Origin of the sequence: Streptomyces chartreusis NRRL 3882, from assembly GCF_900236475.1 — a bacterium.
Classification (GTDB): Bacteria; Actinomycetota; Actinomycetes; order Streptomycetales; family Streptomycetaceae; genus Streptomyces; species Streptomyces chartreusis_D.
The window spans coordinates 4861166-4882054 of the sequence record NZ_LT963352.1 but is presented as its reverse complement, the minus strand read 5'-3'; the positions used below and the strand labels follow the sequence as shown (position 1 = coordinate 4882054).

Genomic DNA, 20889 nt, shown 5'->3' with positions numbered 1-20889 from the left:
ACTGCCGGCAGCTGGGGCAGCCCGCGCACGCGACCCAAACACCACCGCCGCCTAAGCGCTAGACCAGGGCCCGACCGAGTACGTAGACCGCCGGGGCCGCCGCCGACAGGGGCAGGGCCACGCCTGCGGTGAAGTGGACGAAGCGGGACGGGTAGTCGTAGCCGGCGACTCGGTGGCCGATCAGGCCGCAGGCCGCCGCGCCCACGCCCAGGAGGGCGCCCGACGTGCCCAGGCCCGTCAGCGAGCCGCCCGCGACGCCGCCGCCCGCCGCCGCGAGCAGCGCGACCACCACGGACACCGGGGTCGGCAGCGGCAGGGCACGGGCCAGGACCGCGACCGCCACCGCGATCGCGCCCACGGTCACCGCGTCCGCCTCGGCCGCGAGGTACCCGCCCGCCACGATCGCCAGCGCCGACGCCGCGACCGTCGCCATCAGGCCGTACATCCGCTCGTCCGGGTCGGCGTGCGACCGCAGCTGGAGCACCAGCGCCAGCAGCACCCACACCCCGAGCGTGCCCAGGATCGCCGAGGGCGAGCCGTCCGACGCCAGCAGCGCCGCGTCCGCGGCCAGCGCGCCCGCGAAGCCCAGTGCGATGCCCTGCCGGGCCGGCCACATCCCGTTCAGCCGGAACCAGCCCGCCGCAGTGACGGCCTGGAGGACGACGAGCGGCACCAGGAGCGCATACGTGCCGACCGCCGCCGCGCCCGCCAGCAACAGCCCCAGCAGCGCCGTCAGCGCGGCCGGCTGCACCCCGGGCTCGATGATCGGCGACCGTCCTTCCGCCCGCGCCCGCTGCGCGTCCGTGACGCGCGCGTTCCCGGCGACGGTGGCCGGGCCGTACTCGGCAGCGGGAGCGGGAGGCGAAGCGGGCGCAGCAGCAGGAACCGCCTCACTGGGAGTCCCGTATCCCTGCGGCGGCAGATACGCCGTCTCCTCCGCCGCCGTCACCGGCGCGGACACCGGCGACTGCGTCTGCGTCTCCCAGGTCTGCCCCTGCCACTGCTGCGTGTACTGCTGGGCGGCGTACGGATCGTCGTACCCCTGGTGCCCTTGCTGGTACCCCTGCTGCCAGTAGGGGTCGTAGCCGTCGTACGGCTGGTTGGGCTGATTGGTCATGGTCACCCTCCTGCGAACGGCGGGAGCACCTCGACCGTGCCGCCGTCGGCCAGCCGTACCGTCTCATGTCCGCGGGTGCCCACGGGGTCACCGTCCACGAGGAACGAGCATCGCCGCAGCACGCGCTCGAGTTCGCCGGGGTGCCGCTCACGCACCCCGTCGAGCGCCTCGGCGAGCGTGGCCGCCTCGTACGGCTCCTCGGCCACCCCGGCCGCGGCCTTGGCGGCGGCCCAGTAGCGCACCGTGACCTTTGGCATCTGCTTCCTCGATTGCTTGTCGGTGAACCCCGTCAGGCTAGCCCGCCCGGCCCACCACCCACTCCCCGATCCGGCCCAGCAGTTCGTCACTCGCCGCGTGCTCGGCATGCCCCATGCCCGGCTCCAGCCACAGTTCGCCCTGGTCAGCCGCCGCCGCGGCCAGCATGCGGGGATGGTCGACGGGGAAGTAGCCGTCGGCGTCGCCGTGCACGATCAGCAGGGGCGTGGGCGCGATCCTCGGCACGGCCTCCACCGGGGAGAGGGGGACCGGGTCCCAGTCCCGGTGGTGGATGCGGGTACGGAATCCGTAGCGGCTCACCACGCGGCCCTCCGGCCGCGTCACCAGCCAGTGCAGCCGGCGCATGGGGGCGGTCCCCCGGTAGTACCACCGGGCCGGCGCGCTCACCGACACCACCGCGTCGGTCTGCCGCGGGTACAGCGCCCCGTGCCGCAGCACCACCGAGCCGCCCATGGAGAACCCCACCGTCCCCACGCGCGCGTGCCCGAGCTCCCGGGCCCACCGCACCGCCGCCGCCAGGTCCAGCACCTCCCGGTCCCCGACCGTCGACCGCCCGCCGGAGGCCCCGTGGCCCCGGAAGGAGAACGTGACGACGGCCCCGTACCGGGCGAAGGCCCGCGCGACCCGGCGGACGTGCGGCCGGTCCACGGCCCCGGTGAAGCCGTGGGCGACGACGAACACGGGGTGAGCGGCAGGCGACCGAGAGGTGTCGTATACGACGGCACCCGGGTCGTATACGGCGTCGATGGTCACACCGTCGGACGTGCGCAGAAAGGTCCGCAATTGCGCCCGCACATGCGTTCCCCGGGTCGTCTCGGAGTGCGGACGAACGGTGGAACGCGCCACATGACCTGCCGGACCAGAGCTCATGTGGGCTATTCTGCTGGGCAGAGGACTCGGGCAGCGTAGCCCCCGGGTCCTTTTGTGCTTTCGGAAGCGTTGTATACGACGCGGGAAACCGCAGGTGTACGGGGCCTTCGGGATCGCAGAGCTGTGCTGTGCCAACAAACGTCCTCGCAGGGACCGAGGAGGAACCAGACGTATGAGTTCTCTGCTGCTCCTGACCAACGCCCTCCAGCCGTCGACGGAGGTGCTCCCCGCCCTCGGACTGCTCCTGCACAACGTGCGAGTGGCCCCGGCGGAGGGCCCCGCCCTCGTCGACACCCCCGGCGCCGACGTCATCCTCGTCGACGGCCGCCGCGATCTGCCGCAGGTCCGCAGCCTGTGCCAGCTGCTGCGCTCGACCGGGCCCGGCTGCCCGCTCGTCCTCGTCGTCACGGAGGGCGGTCTCGCCGCCGTCACCGCCGACTGGGGCATCGACGACGTCCTGCTCGACACCGCCGGGCCCGCGGAGGTCGAGGCGCGGCTGCGGCTGGCCATGGGACGGCAGCAGATCGTCAGCGACGACTCCCCGATGGAGATCCGCAACGGCGACCTGTCGGTCGACGAGGCGACGTACTCCGCCAAGCTCAAGGGCCGCGTCCTCGACCTCACCTTCAAGGAGTTCGAGCTCCTGAAGTACCTCGCGCAGCACCCCGGCCGCGTCTTCACGCGCGCCCAGCTGCTCCAGGAGGTCTGGGGCTACGACTACTTCGGCGGTACGCGCACGGTCGACGTGCACGTACGGCGGCTGCGCGCCAAGCTCGGCCCCGAGCACGAGTCGCTGATCGGCACCGTCCGGAACGTCGGTTATCGATTCGTCACGCCGGAGAAGGTGGAGCGCGCCGCCGAGGAGGCGAAGGCCAAGGCGGCCAAGGAAAAGCCGGACAACGCGGACGAGTCGGCCGCTCTGGACGCCGCCGAGTCGCACAGCAAGGCGTAAATCGTACGGAAGCTCCTTTACGCCCTGCCCAGAGCGGGTATATCCGCGTAGACTCCGCGCGTGGCCAAGGTGACTCGGGATGATGTGGCGCGGCTGGCAGGGACTTCCACTGCCGTGGTCAGTTATGTCATCAACAACGGACCCCGGCCGGTCGCCCCGGCCACGCGCGAGCGTGTCCTCGCCGCGATCAAGGAGCTGGGGTACCGGCCCGACCGGGTCGCGCAGGCGATGGCGTCCCGGCGTACGGACCTCATAGGCCTGATCATCCCGGACGCGCGCCAGCCCTTCTTCGGGGAGATGGCGCACGCGGTCGAGCAGGCCGCCTCCGAGCGCGGAAAGATGGTGCTCGTCGGCAACACGGACTACGTGGGTGAGCGTGAGGTCCACTACCTGCGGGCCTTCCTGGGCATGCGGGTCTCGGGCCTGATCCTCGTCAGCCACGCGCTCAACGACCTGGCCGCCGCAGAGATCGAGGCCTGGGACGCCCGCGTCGTGCTGCTGCACGAGCGGCCCGAGGCCATCGACGACGTCGCCGTCGTCACGGACGACCTGGGCGGCGCCCAGCTCGCCGTACGGCACCTGCTGGAGCACGGTTACGAGTACGTCGCCTGTATGGGCGGCATAGCCGAGACCCCTGCGGTCGGCGACCCGGTCTCCGACCACGTCGAGGGCTGGCGGCGGGCGATGGACGAGGCGGGGATCTCCACGGAGGGCCGCCTCTTCGAGGCCCTCTACAACCGCTACGACGCCTACCAGGCAGCCCTGAAGATCCTCTCCGGCCCCGAGCGCCCGCCCGCGATCTTCTGCTCCACCGACGACCAGGCGATCGGCCTGCTGCGGGCCGCTCGGGAACTGCGGATCGACGTGCCCGGCGAGCTGGCGGTGGCCGGCTTCGACGACATCAAGGAAGCGGCACTGACGGACCCGCCCCTGACGACGATCGCCTCGGACCGTCCGGCCATGGCCCGGGCGGCGGTGGACCTCGTCCTCGACGACGGGCTGCGCGTGGCGGGGGCCCGCCGGGAGCGGCTGAAGGTGTTCCCGTCGCGGCTGGTGGTTCGGCACTCCTGCGGCTGCGCCTAGCCCTTTCCGGGCGCCTTTGTGCGCCCGGCCGAGGCGCCTTTATATCGGGCATACGAGGTTCTGTCGGGCTTCTCAGGGTGCACTCAGGAAGCTCTCATGGTCGGGATCCAAGCTCTGAGACATGACCGAGAGCTTCCACCGCAGTGGCGAGTACGAGAACCCTTACGAGGGTCAGCAGCAGGCCCCGGTGAACCCCGAGTGGCCGCCTCCGCCGGCGTACGCCCCGGCACCCGCTCCGAAGAAGCGCAAGCGTGGCCCGGTCGCCCTGCTCGCCGCCGTGGCGATCGTCGCCGCGGCGATCGGCGGCGGCACGGCCTACGGCATACAGGAGCTGACGGGCAACGACACCGTCACCTCCAGCTCCACCAGCACCAACGTGGTGCCGTCCGCCCAGAAGGGCACGGTCGCCGGGGTCGCCAAGGCGGTCAGCCCCAGCATCGTCGAGATCAGCGCCGACTCCAACGCCGGTTCCGCCACCGGCTCCGGCGTGATCATCACGAGCGGCGGCGAGATCATCACGAACAACCACGTCGTCGCCGGCGCCTCGCAGATCAAGGTGACGACCAGCGACGGCAAGTCGTACTCCGCCAAGGTCGTCGGCACCGACAGCAAGAAGGACCTGGCGCTGATCAAGCTGGAGAACGCCTCCGGCCTGAAGGCGGCGACGCTCGGCGACTCCTCCGGGGTGCAGGTCGGCGACGAGGTCGTGGCGATCGGCTCCCCCGAGGGCCTGTCCGGCACGGTCACCAGCGGCATCATCTCCGCCCTCGACCGTGACGTCACGGTCCCGACGGAGGAGGACCAGGGCCAGCAGCAGTTCCAGCAGGGCGACGGCTGGCCGTTCGAGTTCGGCGGGCGGCAGTTCAACGGCGACACCGGCTCGGACACCACGACGTACAAGGCGCTCCAGACCGACGCGTCCCTCAACCCGGGCAACTCCGGGGGCGCGCTGATCGACATGAACGGCAACATCATCGGGATCAACTCCGCGATGTACTCGCCGACGGGCGCCGCCTCCTCGTCCTCCGACGCCGGCAGCGTCGGCCTGGGCTTCGCCATCCCGATCAACACCGTCAAGGCCGACCTCGCCAAGCTGCGGGCCGGTTCCACGGACTGAGTTCCCGAGTGAGGAGTACGGCGATGATCGAGCAGGTCGCGCACGAGGAGCCGGGCTGGGACCCGGCAGGGGTCGGGCTGGCCCTGGCGGTGGCGTACGCACTGCACGCGCCGACGGGCCGGGCGCCCGAGGTGGCGTCGGCCAAGGCCCGGCCCGCCGGCAGGGCCGCCGCACGCCGGGCCGCCGCCCGGCGCCGCAAGGTACGGGGCTGATCCTGCTCCCGGCCCGCCTCGCCGGCATGCGAGGCTGAGAGCGTCAGCGACACCCCGCCCCCGTCACACCACACCCGAGGACCCCGACCCATGAGCCCCGCAGACGGCGACCGTGACCCCCAGCGCATCCTGATCGTCGACGACGAGCCGGCGGTGCGCGAAGCACTCCAGCGCAGCCTCGCCTTCGAGGGGTACGAGACCGAGGTCGCCGTGGACGGCGCGGACGCGCTGGAGAAGGCGGCGGCGTACCGGCCCGACCTGGTCGTCCTGGACATCCAGATGCCCCGCATGGACGGCCTGACGGCGGCGCGCCGCATCCGCGGCACCGGCGACACGACCCCGATCCTCATGCTCACGGCCCGTGACACGGTCGGCGACCGGGTCACGGGCCTCGACGCGGGCGCCGACGACTACCTGGTCAAGCCCTTCGAACTGGACGAACTCTTCGCCCGCATCCGCGCGCTGCTCCGCCGCAGCTCCTACGCGGCGGCCGTCGGCGCGGGCTCTCCCGACGACGAGGACGTCCTCGCCTTCGCCGACCTGCGCATGGACCTCGCGACGCGCGAGGTCACGCGCGGCGGCCGCCAGGTGGAGCTGACCCGCACGGAGTTCACGCTGCTGGAGATGTTCATGGCGCACCCGCGCCAGGTCCTCACCCGGGAGCAGATCCTGAAGGCGGTCTGGGGCTTCGACTTCGAGCCGTCGTCGAACTCCCTCGACGTGTACGTGATGTACCTGCGCCGCAAGACCGAGGCGGGCGGCGAGCCGCGCCTCGTGCACACGGTGCGGGGTGTGGGCTACGTGTTGCGGCAGGGCGGCGCGGAGTGAACAAGGTGGTGCGCCGGTTCCGCTCGCTGCCGATCCGGTCCCGACTGGCGCTGCTGGTGGCGGCGGCGGTGGCGTTCGCGGTGGCGGCGGTCTCCGTGACGTGCTGGTTCATCGTGCAGGGGAAGCTGTACGACCAGGTGGACGAAGACCTGGAGAAGATGCTTCAGAAGCCGGGACAGAACATCGCCATCCAGCAGGCGGTGGACACCTGCACGCAGACCCCGCAGGGCGGCAACAGCTTCCGGAACAGCTCCTACTTCGAGGTCGTCAAGGCGGACGGGGACATCTGCGTCCACTCCAGCTCCGTGGGCCTGGTCAAGGTCACCGAGGCCGACCGGGACGTGATCAAGAACTCCCCCATCGGGCGCGGCATCGTCCGAAACGGCACCGACGAGCACGGCAACGCCCTGCGCGTGATGACCCTGCGGCTGGCGTCCGAGCAGCCCGACGCGCCCAACGCCGCGCTGATCCTCGCCTTGCCCCTGAAGAACACCCAGGGCACACTCAACGATCTCGCGCTGATCCTGCTGCTGGTCTCGGGCGTGGGGGTCCTGGGCGCCGGAGCCGCCGGACTGGCGGTCGCCCGAGCCGGACTGCGCCCCATCGACAAACTCACCGAGGCCGTCGAGCACGTGGCCCGCACGGAAGACCTGGGCATCCGCATCCCGGTGGACGAGGACAGCGAGGACGAGGTGGCCCGGCTCTCCCACTCGTTCAACTCGATGACCTCCGCGCTGGCCAGCTCCCGCGAGCTCCAGCAACAGCTCATCGCGGACGCCGGCCACGAACTCCGCACGCCGCTCACCTCGCTGCGCACCAACATCGAGCTGCTCACCCGCAGCGAGGAGACGGGCCGCCCCATCCCCGAGGCCGACCGCAAGGCGCTCCTCGCCTCGGTGAAGGCGCAGATGACGGAGCTGGCCGCGCTCATCGGCGACCTGCAGGAGCTGTCCCGACCGGACACGGGCCAGCACTCGGGCCGCACTCAGATCATCGCCTGGCACGACATCGTCGACTCGGCGCTGCGGCGGGCACGGCTGCGCGGCCCGGAACTGACGATCACGGCGGACGTCCAGCCCTGGTTCGTCCGGGCGGAACCCTCGGCCCTGGAACGGGCGGTGGTCAACGTCCTCGACAACGCCGTGAAGTTCAGCCCGGAGGCCGGCACGATCGAGGTGCGCCTGTCCGAGGGCGTCCTGACGGTCCGCGACCACGGCCCGGGCATTCCCGCCGACGAACTCCCCCACGTCTTCGACCGCTTCTGGCGCTCCCCGAGCGCGCGAGCGCTGCCCGGTTCGGGCCTCGGCCTGTCGATCGTGGCGCGCACGGTGCAGCAGGCGGGCGGCGAGGTGTCGCTGTCCCGCGCCGAGGGCGGCGGCACGGTGGCGACGGTGCGGCTGCCGGGGGCGGCTACGCCTCCGCCGGACAGTCCGGCCTTCGCCGCCGAATAGGACGGATGCGGTATCGAGACATCGGAACCACGGTGGGCTGACGCCGACGCCCGCCGGGACCGGTCGTCACGTCTCCGTCCGGTACATCAGATCCACCTCGTGCGTGACGAACCCCAGCCGCTCGTACACCGACACCGCGGCCGTGTTGTCGGCGTCGACGTACAGCATCGCGGTCGGCACCCCCCGGCCCGCCAGGTGCCGCAGGCCGATCGTCGTGAGGGACTTGCCGAGGCCGCCGCCCTGGGCGCCGGGGGCGACGCCGAGGACGTACACCTCGCCCAGGCCCTCCCCGGCGTGGATCTTGGTCCAGTGGAAGCCGATGAGCTCGTCGCCGCGGAAGGCCAGGAAGAACCCCGCGGGATCGAACCACGGCTCGGCCTTGCGGTCGTCGAGGTCCCGCTGGGTGAGTGAGCCCTGCTCGGGGTGGTGGGCGAAGGCGGCGGCGTTGACGGCGAGCCAGGCCGCGTCGTCCCGGCCGGGGACGAAGGTGCGGACGGTGACGCCCTCGGGGAGGACCGGCTCGGGCGCGTCGAAGTCGGCCAACGGACGCCGCATCTGGCGCAGTTCGCGGAACAGCGTCAGGCCGAGGACCTGCGCGAGGTGCCGGGCGGCGGAGTGGCCGCCGTGCGCCCACACCCGCAGCCGCTTGCCGGACGCGGCCAGCAGCGCGGAGCCCAGTGCCCGCCCGTGCCCCTGGCCCCGGTGCCCGGGGTGCACGACCAGCTCGGCGGCCGGCGGCTCCACCGGATCGGTGTCCTCCAGCTGGGCGTACCCGACGAGTTCGCCGTCGACGGTGAGCAGCAGATGGGCGACGCCCGCGCGTTCTCCCCCGCGCAACTGCAACCGGCCCTGTTCGGACACCGCCTGCTGCCCGTCGGTGCGGGCGGCCTCGGCGAGCAGTGCGAGGACGGCCTCGGTCTGCTCCGCGGAGAGGGCGGCATACGTGTCGATCGAGCGGGTGCGGCCGGGCCGGGCGGTGTCATCGCTGGTCATGCGTACGAGGGTACGGGGGACCACCGGCAAATCGGCGGCAAGAAGCAACCAGGATGTAACCACGAAAGCTCTGTCGCGCTACGCGCGTTGACTCTAGGCTGCGCCGGACGACATCACTGTCCCAGCAGACCCACAGGGGGGGGCGTATGCCAGCCACTTCACCGGCACCGGCGCACCAGGAGCGCCGCAGACGTCGTACGAACCGTCTCGTCGCTCTCGCCGCCGGTGTCGCCACCGTCGGCGCGCTGGCCGCGGCGACGGTGCCCGGGTCGGCGTCGGCCGGCGAGAACCACGGCGGGGGCGGCCACTGGCCGGGCCGCTACCAGGACGTCCAGTTGCTGTCCTTCAACGACCTGCACGGCAACCTGGAGCCGCCCGCCGGTTCCTCCGGCCGGGTCACCGAGCGCCAGCACGACGGCACGACGAAGACCATCGACGCGGGCGGTGTCGAGTACCTCGCCACCCATCTGCGTCAGGCCCGCGAGGGCGAGAAGTACTCCATCACCGCGGCCGGCGGCGACATGGTCGGCGCCTCCCCGCTGATCTCCGGGCTCTTCCACGACGAGCCGACCATCGAGGCGCTGAACAAGCTCGACCTCGACGTCACCTCCGTCGGCAACCACGAGTTCGACGAGGGCGCCAAGGAGCTGGCCCGCCTGCAGAACGGCGGCTGCCACCCCGAGGACGGCTGCTACGCGGACGAGGAGTTCCAGGGCGCCGACTTCCCCTACCTGGCCGCCAACGTCCTCGACGAGAAGACGCAGAAGCCGCTCCTCAAGCCCTACTGGGTGTGGAAGAAGAACGGCGTCAAGGTCGGCTTCATCGGCGTGACCCTGGAGGGCACCCCGGACATCGTCTCCGCCGAGGGCGTCAAGGGCCTGGCCTTCAAGGACGAGGTCGAGACGATCAACAAGTACGCCAAGGTGCTCCAGAAGCAGGGCGTGAAGTCGATCGTGGCCCTCATCCACGAGGGCGGCTTCCCGGCGTCGACGTCGTACAACTACGACTGCGACTCCCCGGGCGCGGGCGACGGCATCTCCGGCCCGATCGTCGACATCGCCAAGAACGTCACGCCGCAGGTGGACGCGCTCGTCACCGGCCACACGCACAACGCGTACGTGTGCACGATCGACGACCCGGCGGGCAAGCCCCGCATGGTCACCTCGGCCGCGTCCTTCGGCCGCCTCTACACCGACACCACGCTGACGTACGACCGGAAGACCGGCGACATCGCCCGTACGGCCGTGAAGTCCGCGAACCACGTGGTCACCCGGGACGTCCCCAAGGCGCCCGACATGACCGAGCTGATCAGCAAGTGGAACACCCTGGCGGCCCCGATCGGCAACCGCGCGATCGGCTACATCTCCGGCGACATCGGCAACACCGGCACCGAGTCCCCGCTCGGCGACCTCATCGCCGACGCCCAGCTCGCCCACGGCAAGCAGCTCGACCCGGAGACCGACCTGGCGCTGATGAACCCCGGCGGCATCAGGGCACCGCTGACCTACACGGCCAAGGCCGGTGAGGGCGACGGTGTCGTGACCTACGCCGAGGGCTTCACGGTCCAGCCGTTCGCCAACACGGTGAACCTCCAGGACTTCACGGGCGCCCAGCTGATCCAGGTGCTCAAGGAGCAGGTGTCCGGCCCGAACGCGGCGGCGCCCAAGGTCCTCCAGGTGTCGTCCGGCCTCACCTACACGCTGGACCTCACCAAGTCCGGCGCCGACCGCGTGGTCACGGACTCGGTCAAGCTGAACGGCCAGGCCATCGACCCGGCGGCCACCTACCGCGTCGCGACGAACAGCTTCCTCGCGGGCGGCGGCGACGGCTTCCCCACGCTCGGCCAGGGCACGAACGACGTCGTCGGCGCCGACGACCTGACCGCGCTGGAGCAGTACCTGACGGCCAACTCGTCGGCCGCGAACCCGCTGGCCCCGCCGAAGGCGGACCGTATCGCGATCGTCCAGTAGGCCACCGGGGCTCCCCGCCGGGGAGCTCCGCACGGGGCCGGTGCGTGTCACCGGCCCCGTCGTCGTTTCGGTTGAATGCCTGCCCAGGTCAGAGCCGTTGCGGCACGATGAGGGACCCGCCGTCGGCAACCGGTCACCCTGGCCTGACACGCACGGCCGCCGGGTGACCGAGTTCTTCGCCGAGCACCCGGACACCGCGCCCAGGGGTGGAGCGCTTCGTCTCCGACGCACCGGTGTCCGTGACATCGATCGCATAGCGGGGGTTCAGGTTGCGGGCAGGGGCGGTGCGCATGGTCGGATGAGACGATGCGCACCCCCCACCGCATGGACACGCAACACCCCCACGACCGCTCTGAGCAGCCCCGCAACCCCTACGAGGAACTCGGCGCACTCGACGACGGCCCGCTGGAGGAGACCCCTCTGGAGGACTTCCTCGGTGAGGAGGCCGCGCGGCGGGACGAGGTGGAACCGGAGTGGTCGCCGCCCGACCACCGGCGTGGCGGCAGGCGTCGGCGGAATCGTTTCGCCGGGCTGCCGCTCGCGGTGAAGGCGGTGGTCGGACTGGTCGTGCTCGCCGCCTTCGTCGCCCTCGCGGACCGCTGGGCCGTGCTGTACGCCGAGCACCGGGCCGCCGACACGCTCAAGGACCGGCTCGACCTCGCGGCGGCGCCCGAGGTGGAGATCGGCGGGTTCCCCTTCCTCACCCAACTCGCCGACAAGCGCCTGGAGTCGGTGAAGGTGACCGTCCCGGACGTCGCCGCCGACCGGGTCTCCCTGGCGAAGGTGTCGGCCACGGCGCACGACATCCGGCTGGACGCCGACGGCCTCACCTCCGTGCGCGGCGCCCACGTCCCCCGGTTCGACGGGGACGTCCTGCTGTCCTTCGAGGACCTCAACCGCGAACTCGGCGCCTCCCAGGTGACGTTCACCGGCGAGGGCCGCGACCGCGTCCGGGCGAACGGCACCCTGCCCGTCGCCGGGCACGACCTGCGGCTGCGCGCCGAGGCCCGGATCCAGCGGCAGGGCGAGCGCGGCATCGCCACGGAGATCGGCGGCATGCGGCTCGACATCGGGGACCTGGCCACCTACCGCCCCGGCACCCGCGCCTCGGAGGGCCTGCACCTGACGCCCAAGGGGACCGCCGACCTCGCCCGGGAGACCCGCAAGGCCCGGGCGCTGCTCTCGGTCCCGGCCATCGTGCAGCGGATGGGCGTGCCCGAGGCGACCGTGCGTGACGCCCTGGCCGACGACGGCAAGCTCGCCGAGCTGACCGGCTCCCCGCGCTTCGCCCGCCAGGCCGAGCGCCTCAACCTCATCGACCTGGCCCTGGACAACCCCGACGTGCTCCGCCGCCTCGGCCTGGACCCCAACCTCCTCGACGAGCTGTCCGGCCTGACCCGCCCGGTCCTTGCCGACCGGCTGGCCCTGGCGTTCGAACTGCCGAAGCCGGAGCAGGGGGACGTACGGCTGGACGACGTACGGGTGGAGGAGGACGGCATCCGGGTGCGGGTGTCGGGCTCGGGGCTGACGTTGGGGCGGTGACGACGCGGAATCCGATCCCCCTGTCCTACAGGGCACTTACCATGCCTGACAGCGACAGCAGGAGTGTCTGGGCAGCGGCCCGGCGGGGGAGGCGACCATGGAGATCAGACTCGCGGACGCGCTGAAGGCGCTGCGGGACGAGCTGGCCGAGGCCACGCTCCAGGCAGAGGGGCAGCCTGTCCGGCTGCACGTGGAGAACGTCAACCTGGATCTGCAGGTGACGGTCACCCAGGCCCGGGAGGGCGGCGGCGGGGTGAAGTTCTGGGTCCTGTCTGCGGACGGAAAGGCGTCCGGGAGCACGTCTACCACGCATACTGTGTCGCTCCAGCTGAAAGCGGAGACATCCGACGGTGGCCGGGTGCTCACCGGCGTGGACGGGGCGGCCCCCGTACCCCTGCCGGACTGAGGCACCGACGGGCTGACGGGCACTGGGCATGACGGGCCGGTTCGAGCGGGTCGCACAGGTCGTCGGTACGGGAGACGACTCGCAGCCGCGGTTGATGGGGTCCGGCTTCCTGCTGGTGGGTGACCTGGCGATCACCGCCGCACACGCGGTACGGGACGGAACCAGGCGGTACGAGGTACGGACCGTGGCGTCGGCTCGCCGTGCCGTGGTCCGGACAGTGGTGCCGCACCCCGGTCGTGACCTCGCGCTTCTGGTGCTGGACGCGGAGCGGGACTCGCTGCCACCGGTCCGGTTCGCGGAACTGCCGCGTGACATGGGACAGATCGCGGTGCACGCGGTCGGCTTCCCGCAGTTCACGCTGGAGGAGGCCCAGCCGCGGAGCCATCAGATGAACGGAACCATCCAGCTCGGATCGGACCGCACCGCTCACCAGATACAGATGGCGGTCGGTACGAGCGATCCGTGGCCGTCCACCACCAGCGGATCGCCGTGGTCCGGTTACTCGGGAGCGGGCATCCTCACCGTGTCGGAGGGGATGCTGGCCGGGGTCGTCACCAGCCATCGACCCACCGGTGACCGCAGGGTTCTGACCGGAACCGGCCTGGATGACCTGCGGGACCCCGAGTTCCTGAGAGTCCTCGCCGAGCACGATGTCGAGGCGTCCCCCCTCCCGGCCCGGCAGGTCACCGTTCCCGCCGCTTCCCCCCCGCACTGGCTGCCGCCCGGCGTCGACGCGGTGCTGGACCGCCAGCGGGAGGAGGCGGACGAGCTTCCCTACCGCTTCCGGCAGGACCGCCGTCCTCGTCGGCTGACGGCCGTGTACGTCCGGCAGGTGCTGAGCCGGCCGGAGGAGCGGGAGGCGGAGGGCGCGGTGGGGCGGGAGAGCGCGGAGACCGGGCCCGGGACCAGCCCTACGCGGGAGGCCGGGCCGCCGCAGCGGCTGGAGGACGTCCTGGCGGAGGTGCTGGGCGGTGGCACAGGCGGCCATCTGCTCGTCGAGGCCGGGCCGGGCGTCGGGAAGTCCACGCTGCTGAACAGCTGCGCTCTGGACATGGGTGGCGCCGTCCGCACGGCTCCGAGCGCATCCGGTGCTCTCGTCCCTCTCATGGTCACCGCCTCGCGGCTGGCTGAGACCGGACACTCGCTTGAGAGCGCCGTGGCGCGTACCACCGGTCTCGACACCGGAGACGGCACGCTGCCGCGGCTGCCGCCCGGAGCCCGCTGGCTGATCCTTGTCGACGCGCTGGACGAGGTGCATCACGACCAGCGCGGCCGGTTCATCCACCGCCTGGCCGACCATGCCGGGAGCGACGCGCCCGGCACGCTGTGCGTGCTGGTCACCACCCGCCCGGACCCAGAGGCCACGGAGGAGCTCAAGAAGGCCGGTTTCCCCACCTACCGCCTGGATCCCTTCAGCCGGCCGCGTCTGGAGGAGTTCGCCCGCACGTGGTTCACGGACTCCGGCCATCCGGAGCTGGCCGAGGACTTCCTCCGACAGCTGGACGAGGGCGGACTGAGCGATCTGCTGCGCAGTCCACTCCTGGCGACCGTCACCGCCATCGTCTTCGAGAACGCGCCCGGAACTCCGCTGCCGGACCACCGCTGGGCACTGTACGAGCAGTTCCGGATGCAGTTGCTGACTGCCAAGCGCGATCGGGCGGAGGAGGGGTGGCGACGGCTGACGGCCCGCGCCGGCGGTGTGCCGCGCGCACGGGGTGCCGTGGGCTGGCTCAGGGAGCATCTCGAGGAACTGGTACTCCATCTCGCCCACGCCCGGGTCGCCGACGGAGCCCAGGACCTTCTGTGGACGGCGCTGCGCTGGTGGGAGGAGCACGGCACGGACGAGCAGGGCCGGCGATTCGGTGCGGTCCCGCCCCTCGACGGTTGGCCCAACGCCGTCATGGACGCGCTCCTGGCAACGGGGCTGCTCGTGCGGGAAGGCAGTGGTGTGGAGTTCCTGCACACGACGTTCGCCGAGCATCTGGCCGCGGAAGTGCTCGCCGCGGGTCTTCCGGAGGCCTTCGATCTCCGGGACGAGACCTGGCGTACCAGCCTGCTGGCCGCGTCGGGCCACACAGGCCATCCGCTCAGCGAGCTGCACCGGGATGCGCTCGTCCACTACTGCCACCGTCACCGGGCCGGCGGACGACGGTTGCTGGAATGGCTGTTGACGGAGGCGCACGGAAGCCAGGAGCTGGCCGGCGCTCTGCTGGCGGGGCGGTGCCCGGCCGAGGACACCCACTATCAGCGGTTCCTGGAGATCGTCGAGGCGCGGTCCGGCCCTGCCGTCTGGAGGATGCTGTCCGGCATTCGGCACCCAGCGGTCGAGGCCTACCTCCATGACCGGGCGTTTCGTGCCGGAGCCCCGTACCAGGTGGAGGCTGCCACGGCGCTGATGGCACACCGTCCGGCGGATGCCGCGCAGGCCCTGGTGCGGATCTCCGCAGCGCCGAACGCGAGGATGTTCGACCTACGGCACGCGGCGAGCGCCCTGCTCGACACCCACCCCGAGCACGAGGACGAGGCCGCAACGGTTCTCCAGGCCGTCCTGAGGCACCGGCGGGCCGAGGATTACGACCGGCAGCAGGCTGCCGCCACCCTCGCGGAACTCGGTGACGATCACGCCGCTCAGGCCGCGCGCATCCTCACCGAGATCGCAGGCGACCCCCTGCTGGACTGGAGCCGCCGCCTCTCCGCCGCCATGGCGCTGCCCCGCTTCGGTGAGCGGCACCGCCCGGTCGCGGCTCAGGTGATCCGGGACCTGGTGTCCGATCCCCTCAGCCCTTCGTATTTCCGCCGGCGCGCCGCCGACCAGCTCGCCTCGCTCGGCTCGGCGTACGCCGATGAGGCCGCACAGGTGCTCCAGGGCATCGCCGCCGATCCGGACGTCGATCCACTGGAACGGACACTGTCCGCGATGGAGCTGACCCACTTTCGCCCCCAGCAAAGGGAGTACGCCGCCCGGGCCTGCCGGGCGATCATGGACGACGTCACCCTGGATGCCCACCACCGCGCCTACGCAGGGCGGTTTCTGGCGCGGCTGGGCGGCACCTACGCGGAGGAGGCACGGCATCGGGCGCAGCGCATCCTCGAAGCGCGCAGCAGCGGCAAATGGGCGCGCAGGGCGGCGCAGCAGATCGTTGACAGTACGCCGAAGGAAACGCCGGGGGATCAGCGGTCGGCTTGGCAGCGCATCCTGGACGACCGCCGGACCAGCCCGGGGCTGCGCCTGCACACCGCGACTCTCATGGCGGAGGCCGGAAGCGGTGCCGCCGACGAGGTGGCGTGTGCGCTGTACTCCGTGCTCGTGGACCGGTACAGCAGCCCCGGTGAAAGGGCAGGGGCGGCGGTGGCGTTACAGAAGCTCGGTACTGCGGAACGGGAGACGACCGTCCGGAGGATCCGGTCCCGGCTCATGGACACCAGGACCGCACGGAAGGATCGCCTCATCGCGGCACGCGCGTTGCTCGAGCTCCAGGTGCCGGTGCCGGTGAGTGATCCGGCGCTCTGGCAGGACCTGGTGGCCGACCGTGAGGTCGAGCCGGGTGACGCGGAGAAGGCGCTGAAGGCCCTGCGCGGAACACGTGGTGGTCAGGTCGGGGAGACAGCAGCCGCCCTGCGTCGCCGACTGAGCGATCCCCGGCTGGACGCGGAGCAGCGGGAGCAGGTCGCACAGCGGCTTCACTCGCTCGGCGAACCCTGGCTGGGCCTGATCGTGACCGGGTTGCGGGCCGACCTGAACCGTCCTGACCGCGACAGCAGGCACCGGCGGAACGCCGCGCGGGCGTTGTTGGCGCTCGGTGGCAGCCATGTACCCACGGATCCGGCGGTCCTGTTCGCTCTCGCCACCGATCGTCGGACCAGCGGCAGGGAACGGCTGCTGGCCGCCCGCGCCCTGCTCTGCGTCGACGGTCAGCGGGCCGAAGAGGTGGCTCGAGTGGTCCGCACGATTGCCACACGGCGTAGTTCCGGTGAGATGGACTGGACCACCAGTGGGAACAGGAGCCTCGCCGAGGACATCCTCGTCGATCTGGGTGAGCCGTATGCCGATGACAGCGCGCGAGCGGTCCGCAGGGCGGCCGGACGGCCGTGGACCCGTGCCCGCGACCGCATCGCGATGGCCGGGCTCCTGACCGCGCTGGGGGAGACGCACGAGCCGGCTGCGGCCAGGATCCTGAAAGGTCTCATCAGACGCCGCTCGACGTCCCGCCGGGACCGGGTGCGCGCAGCGGAGGAACTGGCCGGCCTCGGTGGCCCGTACACCGACGAAGCCGTGGAGGTCTTCAGGGCATTCGCCCATGGCCGGCTGGTCGTCGCCCGCGACCGCCGCGATCTGGCCCGCTTCATGGCCACGGTCGGCGGCAGGCACCGGACGTCGGCCGCCGATGTCCTCGCCGGCCTCATCACCAGCCCGTGGACGACCGCCGAGGATCGCGGCCGGGACGTCAAGGACCTGGTCGACCTGGGCGCGGAGTTTCGGCCGGAGGCCATGCGCCTGCTTCGTGCCGTGATCGATGGGGACGGGTACGCCCCAGAAGCCAAGCAGGGCGCCGAGCAGCTGCTGGCATGGCTGACTTCGGACACGCGCGTAAGTTCTGCGTGAATTGCGATTCGGGCCCCTGGAGTTCCTGCGCGAGAACGTGACCCTGCTGCCGCAGGAGACTCTGATCCTCAACGGCACGATCCGCCTCCACGGCCCGTGGAAGTCTGCGTTCTTGATGAAATTTGGTGAGCAGATGTGTTGACCTCTGTTTGAGTCCTCTTCTAGTTTGCGGGAGCCAACGAGCCGCCGCTCTATGCGCGAGGTCTCGCTCACGCAACTGCTCAGAAGGGGACGTCGTGTCACGAAAGACTCATAGGGGGATAGCCGGCCTGGGGGCGCTGCTCGCCTGCGTCACGGCATTCGGCGGAGCACTCGCCTCCCCCGCAGCCGCCTCCCCCACCGCCCCGCCGCCCGTCAGCGACTTCAAGGGCGTCAACTGGGCCGACCCGCGCGACAACTACGCGCACGACGCGGTCGTGCCCTCGGGCCTGTCCACCTCCGACAGCTACGCCACCACGTACGCCAAGTCCACGGCGATCATCGGCGGATTCTCCAAGCTGGGCGCCAACACCGTCCGCCTCCCGGTCAACCCCACCTCCGTGAACGGCCCGTTCTGGAAGTCGTACCGGGGCGCGATCGACGCCGCCACCGCCAAGGGCTTCAAGGTCATCCTGGGCTACTGGGAGGCCGACAACGCCAAGGACGGCAAGATCGACAACCAGGCGTCCTGGGACCAGATGTGGGCGCGGATCACCTCCGCCTACGCCCGCAACTCCAAGGTGTACTTCGAGCCGATGAACGAGCCGTTCGGCTACACCGCCCAGGAGTGGACCGACATCGCCGCGAAGTGGGTGGCCACCCACGGCAACGTGCCCCGCGACCGGATCCTGATCGGCGGCTACAAGTACAGCGAGGACGTCAAGCCGGTGTGCGCCGACCCGCGCCTCAAGGGCACCCGCCTGGCCCTGCACAACTACGGGTTCTGGCACACCGACTGGACCAGCGTCGACCAGTGGAAGCAGGACTTCAAGGCGCGCATCGGCGACTGCGCGTCGCGCACGATCCTCGACGAGTTCGGCGCGTCCATGACGACCGGCCTGGACTACAACGGCCCGGTCAACGGCTCCAACGAGGTCGCGTACATCCAGGCCGCGACCGACACCATCCGCGAGCTGGGCCTGGGCTCCGTCTACTGGCCCGGCCTGCGCAACGGTGACACCTACTCCCTCACCACGCTCCAGGGCACGGGCACGAACCTCAGCCTGACGGTGAACAACCAGAGCGGCCTGGACCGGCTGCACTACGCCTGGAACCAGTAGGAATGGTGCCCTTCCGGGTCCGGCGCCGCTCGTCAGCCGGACCCGGAAGGGAGCCGTCAGGACGCCGAGGGCGTCCAGCCCGCGAGCCAGTCCGCGACCTCCTGGTTCGCGGCCTGCGCGTCGGTCAGGTGCGGCCGGTCGGAGGTCGCCGGACCCGCCCCCGCACCGGTGTTCTTGTACTCGGCGAACCGGTCGTCCTTCCACGAGAAGCCGCTCATGTCGGTCCACGGCGTGGACTTGATCGCGGCACTCAGGTTGGTGTTGCGGACCGTGGTCTGCGGGTCGAGCGAGGCGTCACCGCCCGCGTGCCAGGGCCGGCCGAGGTAGAAGCTGCCGTTCGACACATCGCCGTTCACCGTGGAGTTGGCGATCAGGATGCCCTTGCGGTTCGCGGCGGTGCTCGGCGCGGTGACGTAACCGGCCGAGTCGCCGTTCCAGCGCTTCTTCAGCGTGATGACGGACTTGTCGACGACGGCCGTGGCCCGCCCGAAGATGAAGTCGACGTTCCCGATGACGTACGAGTTGCTGACGTAGACCCGTCCCAGCTTGTCCTTGGCGGCGGTGTCGAGCAGCAGCGTGTCCTGGTCGCCGCTGACGATGATCCCGTCCAGGAACACCTTGTCGGCGGCGGTCCGCAGGGCGACGGCCTGCTGCCCGCTCAGGTTCTGGTTGGCCTTCTCGTCGAAGTCGTTGGAGATGGTCAGGTTCCGCGCCTGGAAGTCGTCGGCCTCGACGGCGACGGTGGCGCTGCCGCCCGTGCCGTACGTGCCGCCGCCGGGCTTCGGCGTCCCGGACGCGTTGTTGTAGACGATCGTCGTGTCCTTGCGGCTGCCGCCGGTGCCCTGGATGGTGACGTGCGGTTTGTTGGAGGGGACCCTCACCGTCTCCCGGTACGTCCCCGGCTTCACGGCGATCACCACGCGCGAGGGGTTGTTGGCGGGTACGGCGTTCACGGCGGCCTGGACGGTCGTGTACTGCCCGCTGCCGTCCTTGGCGACGGTGAGGGTGGTCGCGGCGGCTGCCTTGGTGGAGGCGGCGGCGGTCGTGCCGATGGAGGCACGCGGCCCGGCACCGGACCTGAGGATCGACGGCAGGTCGGCGGCCTTGTCGAGGGAGTAGGGGTAGTAGGCCTTCGGATCGAAGGCGGTCCCGCCGCTCTCGTTGCGCCCGCTGGTGCCGGAGAAGGAGTTCCCGCGCTGGACGATCGCGGCGGCGCTGTCCTTGATGACGGGGTTCTTGATGCCCTGGAAGAGGGAGTTCTCCAGGACCATCTTCGTCGCGCCGCGCGAGTAGTTGCCGTACGACGACTTGATGTCCGTGCCCGGAGCGTCCTCCAGGAAGTTGTTGTAGAGGTGCGCGTGGGCGGCGTTGTCGGTGGACGGGTTGCGCTGCTCGGTCTCGCGGATCCAGTTGTGGTGGATCGTGATGTCCGTCTTGACGTTCTCGGTCCAGCCGATGCCGAAGGTCTTGTTGTTGTCGCTCAGCTTGTTCCAGGAGACGGTGACGTTCGTGCTGTCCTTGCGGACGTCGATGAGCCCGTCGGCCATGTGCCGCAGATCGTTGTGATCGATCCAGACGTGGTGGGCGCCGTCCATCTGGACGGCGTCGAAGTCGTGGTCCTTGTCGTTCCACACACCCTGGTACGAGTCCCGGATGGTCAGGTTCCGGATGATCACGTTGTGCACGCCCTGGCCGAGGAAGAACCCGCCGCCGACGATGTGCCCGGAGGTCCCGGACCCGACGATGGTCTTGTCGGACTGCACCTTGATCTCTTTGCCGACCGGGTTCATGTTGATCGTGCCGGCGACGACGATCACGTACGGCTCGGTGGCCGTCGCGTACTTCTCCAGATCGGCCTGCGTCTTCACGGTGACCGTCTTGCCGTCCCGGCCGCCGTACGTCCCGTTCTGCCCGCGGGAGTTGACGGAGGCGAACCCGTCGGCGGTGTCGGCGGCCCAGGCCGGGACGGCGGCGGAGGCCTGCTGGGCGGTGGAGCCGAGGACGCCGAGGTCGGTGCCGTACGCGAGGGTGCCGGCGGCGGTCAGGGCCAGCGGGACGCCGACCGCCAGGGCCGTGCGGCTTCTGCGGTGCCGGGGCTTGCTGCGCAGCTCACTCATGCGGCGAATCCGTTCCATGCGGCGGGGGGATGGTCCGGGGGGTGGGTTGCCGCTCGGCGCGGAAAGGTTGCCGGGTCTGAACACGATCGTGTG

16 protein-coding genes are annotated in these 20889 nt (G+C 71.1%); 11 read left to right on the top strand and 5 right to left on the bottom strand.

What is annotated here, in order from left to right:
- Positions 1-58: 58 nt before the first annotated feature.
- The 3 genes from SCNRRL3882_RS22000 to SCNRRL3882_RS21990 are packed head-to-tail and all read right to left on the bottom strand — an operon-like array spanning position 59 to position 2263.
- On the bottom strand, positions 59-1117 hold the full coding sequence (locus SCNRRL3882_RS22000; RefSeq protein ID WP_010036210.1) for a hypothetical protein: 1059 nt from the start codon (positions 1115-1117) through the stop codon (positions 59-61).
- A gap of 2 nt (positions 1118-1119) precedes the next feature.
- Positions 1120-1374, bottom strand: a complete 255-nt coding sequence (locus SCNRRL3882_RS21995) for a MoaD/ThiS family protein (protein ID WP_010036212.1) — start codon at positions 1372-1374, stop codon at positions 1120-1122.
- A gap of 37 nt (positions 1375-1411) precedes the next feature.
- Positions 1412-2263, bottom strand: coding sequence for an alpha/beta hydrolase (locus tag SCNRRL3882_RS21990; protein ID WP_029180926.1), 852 nt, complete (start codon positions 2261-2263; stop codon positions 1412-1414).
- 172 nt (positions 2264-2435) lie between these two features.
- On the opposite strand from SCNRRL3882_RS21990, the gene SCNRRL3882_RS21985 reads away from it, so the two are divergent.
- From SCNRRL3882_RS21985 to SCNRRL3882_RS21960, 6 genes are all read left to right on the top strand, one after another.
- Positions 2436-3215, top strand: a complete 780-nt coding sequence (locus SCNRRL3882_RS21985; RefSeq protein WP_010036217.1) for a winged helix-turn-helix transcriptional regulator — start codon at positions 2436-2438, stop codon at positions 3213-3215.
- Positions 3216-3275: 60 nt separating this feature from the next.
- On the top strand, positions 3276-4298 hold the full coding sequence (locus SCNRRL3882_RS21980; RefSeq protein WP_010036219.1) for a LacI family DNA-binding transcriptional regulator: 1023 nt from the start codon (positions 3276-3278) through the stop codon (positions 4296-4298).
- 121 nt (positions 4299-4419) lie between these two features.
- On the top strand, positions 4420-5415 hold the full coding sequence (locus SCNRRL3882_RS21975) for a S1C family serine protease (RefSeq protein WP_010036221.1): 996 nt from the start codon (positions 4420-4422) through the stop codon (positions 5413-5415).
- A 23-nt stretch (positions 5416-5438) separates the two neighbouring features.
- Positions 5439-5627 carry a hypothetical protein gene (locus tag SCNRRL3882_RS21970; RefSeq protein ID WP_010036222.1) on the top strand — a complete coding sequence of 63 codons (189 nt, stop codon included), beginning with the start codon at positions 5439-5441 and terminating at the stop codon, positions 5625-5627.
- 90 nt (positions 5628-5717) lie between these two features.
- Entirely contained in the window at positions 5718-6455 is a 738-nt protein-coding gene (locus SCNRRL3882_RS21965; protein ID WP_010036223.1) for a response regulator transcription factor, read from the top strand.
- The gene (locus SCNRRL3882_RS21960; RefSeq protein ID WP_010036224.1) at positions 6452-7906 is read left to right on the top strand and encodes a sensor histidine kinase; all 1455 of its coding nucleotides are present in this window, start codon (positions 6452-6454) and stop codon (positions 7904-7906) included. The genes SCNRRL3882_RS21965 and SCNRRL3882_RS21960 overlap by 4 nt, the downstream gene beginning before the upstream one ends.
- Positions 7907-7972: 66 nt before the next feature.
- On the opposite strand, the gene mshD is transcribed toward SCNRRL3882_RS21960, so the two are convergent.
- The gene (mshD, locus tag SCNRRL3882_RS21955; protein WP_010036225.1) at positions 7973-8899 is read right to left on the bottom strand and encodes a mycothiol synthase; all 927 of its coding nucleotides are present in this window, start codon (positions 8897-8899) and stop codon (positions 7973-7975) included.
- 146 nt (positions 8900-9045) lie between these two features.
- Between mshD and SCNRRL3882_RS21950 the strand changes: the two genes are divergently transcribed.
- The 5 genes from SCNRRL3882_RS21950 (at position 9046) to SCNRRL3882_RS21930 (ending at position 18679) form a co-directional block, all read left to right on the top strand.
- A complete protein-coding gene (locus SCNRRL3882_RS21950; RefSeq protein WP_010036227.1) occupies positions 9046-10869 on the top strand; it encodes a bifunctional metallophosphatase/5'-nucleotidase in 1824 nt (607 codons plus the stop codon).
- 306 nt (positions 10870-11175) lie between these two features.
- Positions 11176-12411: a DUF2993 domain-containing protein gene (locus tag SCNRRL3882_RS21945; RefSeq protein WP_010036231.1), complete on the top strand. Its 1236-nt coding sequence runs from the start codon at positions 11176-11178 to the stop codon at positions 12409-12411.
- Positions 12412-12508: 97 nt separating this feature from the next.
- The gene (locus SCNRRL3882_RS21940) at positions 12509-12817 is read left to right on the top strand and encodes a trypco2 family protein (RefSeq protein WP_010036233.1); all 309 of its coding nucleotides are present in this window, start codon (positions 12509-12511) and stop codon (positions 12815-12817) included.
- A gap of 28 nt (positions 12818-12845) precedes the next feature.
- Positions 12846-17420, top strand: coding sequence for a serine protease (locus SCNRRL3882_RS21935; protein ID WP_010036235.1), 4575 nt, complete (start codon positions 12846-12848; stop codon positions 17418-17420).
- Between the two features lie 236 nt (positions 17421-17656).
- Positions 17657-18679: a glycoside hydrolase family 5 protein gene (locus SCNRRL3882_RS21930; protein ID WP_010036239.1), complete on the top strand. Its 1023-nt coding sequence runs from the start codon at positions 17657-17659 to the stop codon at positions 18677-18679.
- A gap of 56 nt (positions 18680-18735) precedes the next feature.
- Here SCNRRL3882_RS21930 and SCNRRL3882_RS21925 read toward each other — a convergent pair whose 3' ends face one another.
- Positions 18736-20796 carry a pectinesterase family protein gene (locus SCNRRL3882_RS21925; RefSeq protein ID WP_010036240.1) on the bottom strand — a complete coding sequence of 687 codons (2061 nt, stop codon included), beginning with the start codon at positions 20794-20796 and terminating at the stop codon, positions 18736-18738.
- Positions 20797-20889: the final 93 nt, after the last annotated feature.